The organism is Pantoea sp. BR_17 (assembly GCF_041955125.1).
GTDB classification, from domain to species: Bacteria; Pseudomonadota; Gammaproteobacteria; order Enterobacterales; family Enterobacteriaceae; genus Pantoea; species Pantoea stewartii.
Genome location: NZ_JAVAXT010000002.1, coordinates 23,749 through 36,492 on the forward strand (window position 1 = coordinate 23,749; position 12,744 = coordinate 36,492).

Sequence of the window (12,744 nt, forward strand, 5' to 3'; positions counted from 1 at the left end):
CATCCCACGCAAGCTCGCGTTCCAGCGGTTACAGGCGTGAGAAATCATTGAAAAGTGCAAGCCCCATTAACATCACCAGCAGTATTGAGCCGATGCGATAACTAAAGTCTTGAACTCGATCGGACACCGGTCCCCCTTTGATCTTTTCGATCGCCAGGAAGAGCAAGTGCCCACCATCTAAAACCGGCAGCGGGAACAGATTGATGATTCCTAAGTTGACGCTAATCAACGCCAGGAACATCAGGTAGTAAATCATTCCGTACTCGGCTGACAAACCTGCACCTTGCGCAATCGAGATTGGGCCGCTCAGGTTGTTCAACTTCACATCACCGGTTATTAACTTGCCCAACATGGAGACGGTCAGCTTCATCAGTTGCCAGGTTTTTACACTGGCCTCACCAATGGCCGGGAACGCGCCATATTGTCTTACCGTTTTGTACTCGTCTGGCAGAGGAACAACTCGCGGAATGACGCCCGCAAACCCTTCCGCTTTATTTCCAGGTTTCGCTTCCGGCGTCAGGGTCAACTTCACCGCTTCACCGTTGCGATCGACCTCAAGGGCCATACTTTTTCCGGGGTTATCCCGAACCTGAGTCGCAAAAAGCTGCCATTGCGTTAATAACTGACCATCGACTTTAACGATCCTGTCGCCCGCTTGCAAACCGGCTTCACTGGCGGGTGAATTCTTTTGCACTTCAGCCAGTGTCGTTTCGATCTGTGGACCGCGAGGACGTATCCCCAGCGCCACCACCGGATCCTGCTTATCAGGCTCAAACTGCCAGTTCCGCAAATCAACGTGCTTTTGCTGCGTCCCTTGTTCGCCAAAGCGACCCACTGTCAGCGTCGTGCTGCTGTCACCGATTTTACCGACCAGCGCCATGCGCACAGCTTCCCAGTCAGGCGTTTCGATACCGTCGACGGCCTTAAGTTCCGTTCCGGGTGTAATTTGCGCTTCCGCCGCTACCGAACCGTTCAGAATTTCACCAACCACAGGTTTCACACCCGGCACGCCATGAATGAAGACGACCCAGTAGGCAAAGATGGCGAACAGGAAATTGGCGACAGGACCAGCAGCGATAATGGAGGCGCGCTGCCAGATGGCTTTATTGTTAAACGCCTGGTGCCGGAGTTCCGCAGGGGCGCTTTCGACCCGCTCATCCAGCATTTTGACGTAACCGCCAAGTGGAATGAGGGCAAGAACAAATTCGGTCCCATGTCGGTCACGGCGTTGCCATAACGCTTTACCAAAACCGATTGAAAAACGTTCGACTCTGACCCCGCAGCGCCGCGCCACCCAAAAATGGCCAAATTCATGCACCGTAATTAATATGCCCAGTGCAATGATGAATGCGGCAAAACTCCAGATTACGCTTAACATCGTCGTTTGCCCTTAGAGTGTCTGAAACACCAACAGTAACAGGCAGGCAAAGACCGGTACGGCTGCTGTCAGGCTGTCAATGCGGTCGAGGATGCCGCCATGTCCCGGGATCAGGTTACCGCTGTCTTTGATACCGGCTTCACGTTTAAACATGCTTTCCGTGAGATCGCCCAGGACTGATGCGAGCGTCGACATCACCGCACACATGACCAGCGTGCCCGTCGGGATGGTCAGCGGCGCAAAGCTGGCAAACAGCACAGCAATAAGCGCGGAAGAGACCAGTCCGCCCAAAAATCCTTCCCAGGTTTTACCGGGTGACACTTTGGGGGCCAGCTTATGCCTGCCAAACAGCTTACCGAACATATAGGCACCTGAATCGGCCCCCCAGACCAGAAACATGACAAACAACAGCCACCATGCACCGGCAAAATGATCAGATTCGTAGTGATACTGGCGGAGCGCCATCATGCCCCAGAAGAAAGGAATAATGGTTAAGACACCGAACAGCAGGCGGAGAAGCCGGGAATGACGCCAGAGTGTCGCAGAGGCCGGATAAAACAGAACCAACAGCAGCGCGCCCGTCCACCAGGCCAGCGAAGCCCACAGCCAGCCTGTAACCTGCGGCAGATAGGCGTTATGTTCGTAAGGGGGGAGGGTAAGGAGCATAAGCGTCAGCACAAGGCCACAGATCACGGCCAGCCAGATACGTTGCTGACGCGATGCCATACCGGACAGCTGCCCCCATTCCCAGGCGGCAAGCATACAGATGATAATCGTAACAATTGCAAAGCCAACAGGCGGTAACCAGAACAATGCAGCGATCACCAGCGGAATAAGGATCAGCGCGGTGATCAGACGAGACTTCAGCAAAGGTTACCCCCAGATTGCTCAGGCGCCGCCTGGTGCAGCGCCGCCAAAGCGTCGCTCCCGCAGAGAGAATGCATTCAGTGCACCTTCAAAAACGTGTTCATCAAAATCCGGCCAGAGCACATCAGTAAAATAGAATTCCGCATAGGCAATCTGCCACAACAGGAAGTTGCTAATCCGATGCTCTCCCCCGGTCCTTATCACTAAATCCACTGGCGCCAGCTGGTTCATACACAGCTGCGACGTCAGACTCTCTTCGGTTATCTGATCAGGGCGTAACAAGCCTTCCTGTACCTGTTCAGCCAACTTTTTAACACCTTCGATGATATCCCAACGTCCGCCGTAGTTAGCGGCGATGTTTAACGTCAGGCGATCGTTATTTTCCGTCAGCGCCTCGGCCCGACGGACACGTTCCTGAATACGCGGGCTGAATCGACTGATATCGCCAATAATGCGTAAGCGGACATTGTGTTTATGCAGGCTCTTCACTTCGCTATCCAGCGCCCAGACAAACAGTTCCATTAAGGCTGTCACTTCCTGCGCAGGACGGCTCCAGTTTTCGCTGCTAAAGGCGTAAAGCGTTAACGCTTCCAGATTATTATTGACAGCAAAGCTAACGGCGCGGCGTACTGATTTCACGCCCGCTTTATGGCCGGAAATACGCAGTTTTCCCTGGTTTTTAGCCCAGCGGCCATTGCCATCCATGATGATAGCGACGTGGCGCGGACCGGTACCCTGTTGGTCATCGGTGTTGTTGTGATTTTCAGACGACATAACGCGTAATCAATTCCTTTCATCAGAAATGCTGTGGTTTCTGAATACATTGCGCCCGGTACAAATCCCGACATTGCCTGCCGGGCCACACCGAATTCGGTGACAGACCGTTAAACGCGAGCCAGCGACTATAACATTTTCACCCGAAGCGAACAAATAGCCTCAGCGTAATCGTTATTACGACGTGAAATGGGACAACATTTCTGTTGCCGCCGCGCGTGCGCTTCGGTCAATGTCAATGACCGCATCCACGGAGTCCGGCTCCTGACAGTGATGCGCCGACAGCACTGCGCTGTTCAACGCGGCAATATCCGTAAAACGAATCTGCTTATCCAGGAAAGCCGCCACGGCAATCTCATTGGCCGCATTGAGCGTGGTGGTCGCTGCCTGTCCGGCTTCGCAGGCATCAATCGCGAGTTTGAGACAGGGGTAACGACCAAAATCAGGTGCCGAGAAGGTCAGTGCCGACATGCGGGTAAAGTCCAGCGGTGGGACCCCAGCCTCAATACGTGCGGGCCAGGCCATACTGTGGGCGATTGGTGTCCGCATGTCAGGCGAACCTAACTGGGCCAGCACGCTGCCATCGCAATACCGCACCATGGAGTGGATCACCGATTGTGGGTGCAAAATCACTTCCATCTGCGCTGCGCTGGCATTAAACAGCCAGCGCGCTTCAATGTATTCAAGACCTTTATTCATCATGGTGGCCGAATCAACAGAGATTTTACGCCCCATTGTCCAGTTCGGATGTGCACAAGCCTGATCTGGCGACATATTGCTCAGATCCGCTAAATTTGTGTCACGAAAAGGGCCACCCGATCCCGTAAGAATAATCGACTCAATGCCGTTATTCTGCAGGTCAGCGTAACCTAACTGATGCTGGATGGAAGCGGGCAAACTCTGAAAAATGGCATTGTGCTCGCTATCGACCGGCAACAACTGCGCGTTATGTTGACGTACCGCCTCCATAAATAAACGGCCGCAGGTGACCAGCGATTCTTTGTTCGCCAGCAAGACCGTTTTGCCGGCGCGAATGGCGGCCAGCGTGGGTAATAACCCCGATGCACCCACAATTGCGGCCATCACCTGGTCAACCTCATCCAGCGCGGCCAGTTCACAGGCTGCCTGAACGCCGGAGAGCACTTCAGTCCTGATCTTCAATGCTCTCAGTCGCTCACGTAGCGCGGCGGCAGCGTCTTCATCTGCCATGGCGGCGTAGCGCGGTTGAAACTGTGCACACTGTTCTGCCATCAGGGCTACATTTTTGCCCGCCACCAGCGCCGTGACCTGGTAAAGCGCCGGATTGGCTTTAACAACGGCCAGCGTGCTGGTGCCGATTGATCCGGTCGAACCCAGCAGAGTTAATCGCTTCATAATGCTGTCCCTGTATCGGTAAAAGCGTGGGGCACAACGTAAAACGCCGCCAGAGATGGCATTCAGTCAGAAGGCCTCCCTGTACGGCGTTTTCGTCGGCGAAGATGGAATTAGAAATCCATCAGCTCCGTTTCTTTTTCGGCCAATGCTGCATCGACTTTCTTGATGTGCGCATCGGTCATTTTCTGGATTTCATCCTGCGCGCGACGTTCGTCGTCTTCGCTGATCTCTTTATCTTTCAGCAGCGCTTTGATCTTATCGTTGGCATCGCGACGGACGTTACGTACCGACACACGGCCCTGCTCGGCTTCGCCGCGCACGATTTTAATCAGGTCTTTACGACGTTCTTCGGTCAGTGCAGGCAGCGGAACACGAATGTCCGAACCGGCAGAGCTGGGATTCAGCCCAAGATCAGACGCCATAATCGCTTTTTCAACGGCCGGGCCGAGAGAGCGATCAAACACGTTGATTTTCAGCGTGCGGGAATCTTCAACAGTGACGGAAGCCAGCTGACGCAGTGGCGTCGGCGTGCCGTAATATTCAACGATGATGCCGTCGAGCAGTGAAGGTGAAGCACGACCTGTGCGCACCTTGCTGATAGTGGTTTTGAATGCTTCCACGCATTTATCCATGCGCGTATCAGCATCTTTTTTAATGTCGTTAATCACGTTAAAACCCTTGGATTCGGTTTGACCTGGCCAGTTCCGGCATTACCGGAAGCGGGATCGATAAGCATCGATAATCCTGAATGGCGTGCGGCAATACCGCGCCGCACTGACAGAATATACCCTATTTTATCTCGCCTCGGGTATTAATGCGTAATCAGGGTGCCTTCTTTTTCACCCATCACTACGCGACGCAATGCGCCAGGCTTGTTCATGTTGAAAACGCGGATAGGCAGTTTGTGATCGCGCGCCAGCGTAAACGCGGCGAGATCCATCACTTTTAGCTCTTGATCCAGCACTTCCGCATAGGTCAGTTTTTCGTACAGTGTTGCATCGGGGTGCTTCACGGGGTCCGCAGAATAAACGCCGTCAACTTTGGTGGCTTTCAACACCACATCGGCTTCGATTTCGATACCGCGCAGACAGGCGGCAGAATCCGTCGTAAAGAAGGGGTTACCGGTACCTGCGGAGAAGATGACAACGCGGTTATTGCGTAACAGGCTGATGGCTTCTGCCCAGCTGTAGTTGTCGCACACGCCGTTCAGGGGAATGGCCGACATCAGACGGGCGTTAACATAGGCACGATGCAGCGCATCACGCATTGCCAGGCCATTCATTACGGTGGCCAGCATCCCCATGTGGTCGCCGACAACGCGGTTCATGCCCGCCTGTGCCAGACCCGCTCCACGGAACAGGTTGCCCCCGCCAATCACAACGCCCACCTGGATACCCAGTTCGACCAGCTCTTTAACTTCCTGAGCCATGCGGTCAAGCACACTCGCGTCGATACCAAAACCTTCTGCACCTTGCAGTGCTTCACCGCTGAGTTTTAGCAGGATACGTTGATAAACAGGTTTTGCGTTGGTCGCCATGGTCAGTTCTTCCTGGAAGATATGATGAGTGAGAAGTAATTCCGATCAATCATCCGCTTACAGCAAAAGAATTGCTATTGGGATGAAACTGAAAACGTATCTTTTGCCTGTGGCAGACAAAAAAGAACCGCCATCTGGCGGTTCTTTCAGATCATTAAGACTGTTTGGACATCGCTGCAACTTCAGCAGCAAAATCAGTCTCAACTTTCTCGATGCCTTCGCCCACTTCGAAGCGGATGAAGTTGATCACGTCAGCGCCCTGCTCTTTCAGCGCCTGGCCAACGGTTTTGGCTGGATCGATAACGAATGCCTGACCGGTCAGAGAAACTTCACCGGTGAATTTCTTCATGCGGCCTTCAACCATTTTCTCTGCGATTTCTTTTGGCTTGCCAGACTGCATCGCGATATCCAGCTGAACCTGGTACTCTTTCTCAACCACTTCGGCAGAAACGTCTTCTGGCTTAACAAACTCAGGCTTGCTTGCCGCAACGTGCATCGCGATCTGTTTGATCAGATCTTCGTTAGCGCCTTTCGCTGAAACCAGAACGCCGATACGTGCGCCGTGCAGGTAGCTGCCCAGCTCTTCGCCTTCCAGCACTGCAACGCGACGAATGTTGATGTTTTCACCGATTTTGGCAACCAGTGCAACGCGCTCTTCTTCAAACTGTGCTTTCAGCGCTTCAACGTCGGTGATGCGGTTAGCCGCAGCCGCGTCCAGCACTTTGTCAGCAAATGCCTGGAAGCCACCATCTTTTGCAACGAAGTCAGTCTGGCAGTTTACTTCCAGAATCACACCGTAGTTACCAACGATTTTGGTTTTGATCACGCCGTCAGCAGCAACGTTACCTGCTTTTTTCGCTGCTTTGATTGCGCCAGACTTACGCATGTTTTCAATCGCCAGCTCGATGTCGCCGCTCGCTTCAGTCAGCGCTTTTTTGCAGTCCATCATGCCTGCGCCAGTACGCTCACGCAGTTCTTTTACCAGTGCAGCGGTAATTTCAGCCATTCCAGAATCCTCGGTTCGTACCTGAGCACGGGTGCATCAACAGGTACTTATTTGCGGAAAATTTACTCTGTCCCGCCAGCCTGAACAGGGGCGTTACAGACTTGGATAAAATAAAGGGGCCATGTTTGGCCCCTTACAGATCACATCTGAATGCTAAGGGCTCTTCTACAGAGCAAACCTTAATTAAGCGTTTTCTAAAGACGCTTCTTCAGCCTGCTCAGCCAGATCCTGAGAACGGCCTTCGCGAACGGTAGTCGCAACGGCAGTCAGGTACAGGTTGATAGCACGGATCGCATCGTCGTTACCTGGGATAACGTAATCAACGCCATCCGGATCAGAGTTAGTATCAACGATAGCAAATACTGGGATGCCCAGGTTGTTTGCTTCTTTGATTGCGATGTGTTCGTGGTCAGCATCGACAACAAACAGTGCATCCGGCAAACCGCCCATGTCTTTGATACCGCCCAGGCTGTTTTCCAGCTTGGCCAGCTCACGAGCGCGCATCAGCGCTTCTTTCTTGGTCAGTTTGTCGAAAGTGCCGTCCTGAGACTGGGTCTCAAGCTCTTTCAGACGTTTGATAGACTGACGAACGGTTTTCCAGTTAGTCAGCATACCACCCAACCAGCGGTGGTTTACGAAGAACTGGTCGCAGCTCAGTGCAGACTCTTTTACCGCTTCGGCAGCAGCGCGCTTGGTACCAACGAACAGAATCTTACCTTTACGGGAAGAGATTTTGGTCAACTCAGCCAGAGCTTCGTTGAACATTGGTACGGTTTTCTCAAGGTTGATGATGTGAACTTTGTTACGCGCACCGAAAATGAATGGCTTCATTTTTGGGCACCAGTAACGGGTCTGGTGACCGAAGTGAACACCAGCCTTGAGCATATCGCGCATGGAAACAGTTGCCATGATTACTACCTCTAGTTTAATTGGGGTTGGGCCTCCATGTATCCCATACAACCGACCTCTTTCAAGGCACCCCGGCGTATGTGTCGATACATGTGTGTTTTAGTACACATAGTGAGATTATTGCGGTTCCCGTTGACCTTGCAGCCCACAGAGAATCGTCGGCGCGCTTTATACCACAACCAGGCTCTGGACGCCAATAATTGTTCGCTTATGGCGCGCGATGCGTTCTCCGTTTGGCAGCCCTTTTGGCTTGCTGTTAACATGACAGCACAGCGTTCATTATTGCTGAAAATTTCAGCAACAGCGGAATAATTTAATGGCAATCTCAATAAAAACTCCCGAAGAAATCGAAAAAATGCGCGTCGCAGGTCGGCTGGCTGCGGAAGTGCTTGAAATGATCGAACCGCACGTGCAGCCTGGCGTGACGACGGGCGAACTGGATCGCCTTTGTCATGCGCACATTACCGAGAAGCAGCAGGCGGTGTCTGCCTGCCTGGGTTACCACGGTTTCCCTAAATCTGTCTGTATCTCAGTGAATGAAGTGGTTTGCCATGGCATTCCCAGTGACGATCGCCCGTTAAAAGACGGGGATATCGTTAACATTGACGTGACCGTGATTAAAGACGATTACCATGGCGATACGTCCAAAATGTTTATCGTGGGTAAACCCACCATTCAGGGCGAACGTCTGTGCCGCGTGACGCAGGAAAGCCTTTATCTGTCACTGCGTTTAGTTAAGCCGGGCATTCGGCTGCGCGAGCTGGGCCGCGCGATTCAAAAATACGTCGAAGCGAATGACTTCTCTGTCGTGCGGGAATACTGCGGTCACGGCATTGGCAAAGGTTTCCATGAAGAGCCTCAGGTGCTGCATTACGACGCGGATGACGGCGGAGTGGTCCTGCAGGCAGGAATGACCTTTACCGTTGAACCGATGGTGAACGCCGGTGATTACCGCATTCGTACCATGAAAGACGGCTGGACGGTGAAAACCAAAGATCGCAGCTTGTCGGCGCAGTACGAGCATACTATTGTGGTGACGGATAACGGCTGTGAGATTTTAACCCTGCGAAAAGACGACACCCTGCCTGCGGTGTTAGTTAACCAGGAGTAATTCCACCACGAATAAAAAAGCCGGCGCTCTGCCGGTTTTTTTATGGTTAATGATGAGAGCGTTGCATGAGCCTGTCGCAAGAAGTGAAAAACGGCCTGAATGATTCCCCTGGCGAGTGGCAAGACGATACGCTGACACGCGACGTCTTAAAGCAACGTCTGGAGGGCTTCCAGCAGCACCTGGCGGCGGCGTTTGATGCCGGTGAGCCTGTCGAAGATCTGATTCACACCCGAACGCTGTTTATCGATCGCCTGCTGCGCCGTTTGTGGCGTTTTTTTGGCTTCGACAGCATGAAAGCCATCACGCTTGTCGCCGTCGGCGGTTACGGTCGCGGTGAACTGCATCCCCTTTCCGATATCGATATCTTAATTCTCAGCCGTCAGCCGCTGGATGAGCAGGCGGCGCAGAGCGCCAGCGCGCTACTGACGCTGATGTGGGATCTCAAGCTGGAGGTCGGCCACAGTGTACGTAGCCTCGAAGAGTGCCTGCTGGAAGGGCTGTCCGATCTGACCGTGGCAACCAATCTGATTGAAGCCCGAATGCTGACCGGCGATGTCGCGCTGTTTCTGGAATTACAAAAAAATGTCTTCAGCGATGGCTTCTGGCCATCATCCCGCTTTTTTGCCGCCAAAATCGACGAGCAGCAGGAACGCCATACACGTTATCACGGTACCAGCTATAACCTGGAACCGGATATCAAAAGCAGCCCCGGCGGGTTACGTGACATTCATACCTTACAATGGGTTGCCCGTCGCCACTTTGGCGCGACCACGCTGGATGAGATGTCAGGCTTTGGTTTCCTGACGGACGCAGAGCGCAGCGAGCTGAATGAGTGCCAGGCGTTTCTCTGGCGCATTCGCTTTGCCCTGCACCTGTCTCTGCCACGGTACGATAACCGCCTGCTGTTTGACCGCCAGCTCAGCGTTGCCCGGCGCCTGAATTATGAGGGAGAAGGCAACGAACCGGTCGAACGCATGATGAAAGATTTTTACCGCGTCACGCGGCGCATCGGTGAGCTTAACCAGATGCTGTTGCAACTGTTCGATGAGGCCATTCTGGCGCTCTCCACCAATGAAAAACCCTATGCCATTGATGACGATTTCCAGCTGCGCGGTAACCTGATCGATCTGCGTGATGAAACCCTGTTTGATCGGGAACCCCAGGCGATCTTGCGTATGTTCTATGTCATGGTACGCAATGAAAACATCAAAGGGATCTACTCCACTACACTGCGCCGCCTGCGTCATACACGACGTCATCTTGAGCAACCCTTATGCCAGTTGCCTGAAGCGCGTCGCCTGTTTATGTCGATTCTGCGTCATCCCGGTGCGGTCAGTCGCGCGCTGGTCCCGATGCATCGCCACAGCGTGCTCTGGGCTTATACGCCGCTCTGGGGCCACATTGTCGGGCAGATGCAGTTTGATTTATTTCATGCTTATACCGTCGATGAGCACACTATCCGGGTGTTGCAGAAACTGGAGAGCTTTGCCAATGAAGCAACGCGCCCGCAACATCCGTTGTGCGTTGAACTCTGGCCTCGCCTGCCACAACAGGAATTACTGTTAATGGCTGCGCTGTTACACGACATCGCGAAAGGGCGTAACGGCGATCACTCCGTGCTGGGTGCGCAGGACGCGCTGGCGTTTGCGGAGATGCACGGTCTTAACTCACGTGAAACCCAGTTAGTGGCCTGGCTGGTTCGTCATCATCTGCTGATGTCAGTTACCGCGCAGCGCCGCGACATTCAGGATCCTACGGTCATTCAACAGTTCGCCGAAGTCATGCAGAACGAGAACCGGCTGCGTTATCTGGTTTGCCTGACCGTTGCCGACATCTGCGCCACTAATGAAAGCTTGTGGAACAGCTGGAAGCAAAGCCTGCTGCGAGAACTGTTCTTTGCCACTGAAAAACAGCTGCGCCGCGGCATGGAGAACAGCCCGGATCTCCGTGAGCGTGTCCGTCATCACCGTTTACAGGCGCTGGCACTGTTGCGCATGGACAACATCGATGAAGCCCGCCTGCACCACATCTGGAACCGGTGCCGTGCCGACTATTTCCTGCGTCACACGCCGAATCAGATCGCCTGGCATGCGCGCCATTTACTGGAACACGATCTGCGTAAACCATTGGTGCTGGTAAGCCCACAGGCTACACGAGGCGGTACAGAAATTTTTATCTGGAGCCCGGACCGGCCCCACCTGTTTGCCGCCGTGGCCGGTGAGCTGGATCGCCGCAATCTCAGCGTGCATGATGCGCAGATTTTTACCAGCCGCGATGGTATGGCGATGGATACGTTTATCGTGCTGGAGCCGGATGGCAGCCCGCTGGCTCCCGATCGTCATGCGCTGATCATTCAGGCGCTGGAACAGGCGATTACGCAGTCAGACTGGGTGCCGCCACGTACCCGCCGTCAGGCTGCCCGACTCCGCCATTTCAGCGTGGATACCGAAGTAAACTTTCTGCCGACGCATACCGATCGCCGGAGTTATCTGGAACTGGTGGCGCTCGATCAGCCGGGCTTGCTGGCGCGCGTCGGCGAGGTGTTTGCCGATCTCGGCGTATCACTGCATGGCGCGCGCATCAGTACCATTGGAGAACGTGTCGAAGATTTGTTTATTCTGGCCAATAGCGAACGCCGGGCACTGGATGAGGAAATGCGCCAGACCCTGCAACAACGGTTGACAGAGGCCCTTAATCCAAACGATAAAGTGTGACCCGCTTCAATTTGTGAACTTTCACTTTTTACCTGTGCTGGTCGCTGACCGGCACCACAAATGACAGATCAGGAAAAAATATGCAACAGTTACAGAGTGTTATTGAATCTGCCTTCGAACGTCGCGCTGATATCACCCCGACCAGTGTGGATACTGAAACCCGCGACGCGATTAATCAGGTTATCGCCAAACTGGACAGCGGTGAGCTGCGCGTTTCTGAAAAAATCGACGGTGAATGGGTAACGCATCAGTGGCTGAAAAAAGCCGTTCTGCTCTCTTTCCGCATCAATGACAATCAGGTCATGGAAGGCGCAGAAACACGCTTTTACGACAAAGTGCCAATGAAATTCGCTGACTGGGACGATGCGCGCTTTAAGGCCGCCGGTTTCCGCGCCGTACCGCCTGCCGCCGTGCGTAAAGGTGCCTTTATTGCACGTAATACCGTGCTGATGCCTTCCTATGTGAACATCGGTGCCTTTGTTGACGAAGGAACGATGGTGGACACCTGGGCCACCGTGGGCTCCTGTGCGCAAATTGGTAAAAATGTCCACTTATCTGGTGGCGTAGGCATCGGTGGGGTGCTTGAGCCACTGCAGGCTAATCCGACCATTATTGAAGATAACTGCTTCATCGGCGCACGTTCTGAAATTGTTGAAGGCGTGATTGTTGAAGAAGGTTCCGTTATTTCAATGGGCGTTTATATTGGTCAAAGCACCAAAATTTATGACCGCGAAACCGGTGAAATTCATTACGGACGCGTACCTGCCGGATCGGTCGTCGTCTCGGGTAATCTGCCGTCAAAAGATGGCAGCTACAGCCTGTATTGCGCGGTTATCGTGAAAAAAGTGGATGCCAAAACACTGGCCAAAACCGGCATTAATGAATTGCTGCGCACGATCGACTAAGCTTGTGGACGGGCTGCCTGACAGCCCGTCATCTTTTGTTTACAGCTGTTACGGGTAATGTTGTTTTTCAACGCGAACCAACGGGTGCGTTTACTTTTCATCCAGGTCATAATTCGCGCCAGTTAAATCCTGTTGCGCACTGATTCATGTTATTTATGTCTACAGTCAT

At 53.3% G+C, this 12,744-nt stretch carries 11 protein-coding genes; 3 read left to right on the forward strand and 8 right to left on the reverse strand.

Annotated features, from left to right (window positions below; translation table 11 throughout):
• Positions 1 to 28: 28 nt before the first annotated feature.
• From rseP to rpsB, 8 genes are all read right to left on the reverse strand, one after another.
• Positions 29 to 1,378 (reverse strand): sigma E protease regulator RseP, encoded by a 1,350-nt coding sequence (gene rseP / locus RAC60_RS03790; RefSeq protein WP_375092704.1) that lies wholly within the window; start codon positions 1,376 to 1,378, stop codon positions 29 to 31.
• Positions 1,379 to 1,390: 12 nt separating this feature from the next.
• Positions 1,391 to 2,248 (reverse strand): phosphatidate cytidylyltransferase, encoded by an 858-nt coding sequence (cdsA, locus tag RAC60_RS03795; RefSeq protein WP_054634468.1) that lies wholly within the window; start codon positions 2,246 to 2,248, stop codon positions 1,391 to 1,393.
• Between the two features lie 18 nt (positions 2,249 to 2,266).
• Positions 2,267 to 3,019 (reverse strand): (2E,6E)-farnesyl-diphosphate-specific ditrans,polycis-undecaprenyl-diphosphate synthase, encoded by a 753-nt coding sequence (gene ispU, locus RAC60_RS03800; RefSeq protein ID WP_006117763.1) that lies wholly within the window; start codon positions 3,017 to 3,019, stop codon positions 2,267 to 2,269.
• 177 nt (positions 3,020 to 3,196) lie between these two features.
• Entirely contained in the window at positions 3,197 to 4,393 is a 1,197-nt protein-coding gene (ispC, locus tag RAC60_RS03805; RefSeq protein ID WP_375092706.1) for a 1-deoxy-D-xylulose-5-phosphate reductoisomerase, read from the reverse strand.
• A gap of 110 nt (positions 4,394 to 4,503) precedes the next feature.
• Positions 4,504 to 5,061, reverse strand: coding sequence for a ribosome recycling factor (gene frr / locus RAC60_RS03810; RefSeq protein WP_006117761.1), 558 nt, complete (start codon positions 5,059 to 5,061; stop codon positions 4,504 to 4,506).
• A gap of 143 nt (positions 5,062 to 5,204) precedes the next feature.
• The gene (pyrH, locus tag RAC60_RS03815; RefSeq protein WP_006117760.1) at positions 5,205 to 5,930 is read right to left on the reverse strand and encodes a UMP kinase; all 726 of its coding nucleotides are present in this window, start codon (positions 5,928 to 5,930) and stop codon (positions 5,205 to 5,207) included.
• A 154-nt stretch (positions 5,931 to 6,084) separates the two neighbouring features.
• Positions 6,085 to 6,936, reverse strand: a complete 852-nt coding sequence (tsf, locus tag RAC60_RS03820) for a translation elongation factor Ts (protein ID WP_006117759.1) — start codon at positions 6,934 to 6,936, stop codon at positions 6,085 to 6,087.
• 183 nt (positions 6,937 to 7,119) lie between these two features.
• On the reverse strand, positions 7,120 to 7,845 hold the full coding sequence (rpsB, locus tag RAC60_RS03825; protein WP_006117758.1) for a 30S ribosomal protein S2: 726 nt from the start codon (positions 7,843 to 7,845) through the stop codon (positions 7,120 to 7,122).
• Positions 7,846 to 8,161: 316 nt separating this feature from the next.
• On the opposite strand from rpsB, the gene map reads away from it, so the two are divergent.
• From map to dapD, 3 genes are all read left to right on the forward strand, one after another.
• A complete protein-coding gene (gene map / locus RAC60_RS03830) occupies positions 8,162 to 8,956 on the forward strand; it encodes a type I methionyl aminopeptidase (protein WP_033740309.1) in 795 nt (264 codons plus the stop codon).
• A 65-nt stretch (positions 8,957 to 9,021) separates the two neighbouring features.
• Entirely contained in the window at positions 9,022 to 11,670 is a 2,649-nt protein-coding gene (gene glnD, locus RAC60_RS03835; protein ID WP_162286037.1) for a bifunctional uridylyltransferase/uridylyl-removing protein GlnD, read from the forward strand.
• An 80-nt stretch (positions 11,671 to 11,750) separates the two neighbouring features.
• Positions 11,751 to 12,575: a 2,3,4,5-tetrahydropyridine-2,6-dicarboxylate N-succinyltransferase gene (gene dapD / locus RAC60_RS03840; RefSeq protein WP_375092710.1), complete on the forward strand. Its 825-nt coding sequence runs from the start codon at positions 11,751 to 11,753 to the stop codon at positions 12,573 to 12,575.
• The last annotated feature ends 169 nt before the right edge of the window (positions 12,576 to 12,744 follow it).

Coding starts and splice junctions, on each gene's coding strand:
- dapD (WP_375092710.1), top strand. CDS start 11,751: ATGCAACAGTTACAGAGTGTTATTGAATCTGCCTTCGAACGTCGCGCT.
- tsf (WP_006117759.1), bottom strand. CDS start 6,936: ATGGCTGAAATTACCGCTGCACTGGTAAAAGAACTGCGTGAGCGTACT.
- rpsB (WP_006117758.1), bottom strand. CDS start 7,845: ATGGCAACTGTTTCCATGCGCGATATGCTCAAGGCTGGTGTTCACTTC.
- glnD (WP_162286037.1), top strand. CDS start 9,022: ATGAGCCTGTCGCAAGAAGTGAAAAACGGCCTGAATGATTCCCCTGGC.
- rseP (WP_375092704.1), bottom strand. CDS start 1,378: ATGTTAAGCGTAATCTGGAGTTTTGCCGCATTCATCATTGCACTGGGC.
- map (WP_033740309.1), top strand. CDS start 8,162: ATGGCAATCTCAATAAAAACTCCCGAAGAAATCGAAAAAATGCGCGTC.
- pyrH (WP_006117760.1), bottom strand. CDS start 5,930: ATGGCGACCAACGCAAAACCTGTTTATCAACGTATCCTGCTAAAACTC.
- ispU (WP_006117763.1), bottom strand. CDS start 3,019: ATGTCGTCTGAAAATCACAACAACACCGATGACCAACAGGGTACCGGT.
- ispC (WP_375092706.1), bottom strand. CDS start 4,393: ATGAAGCGATTAACTCTGCTGGGTTCGACCGGATCAATCGGCACCAGC.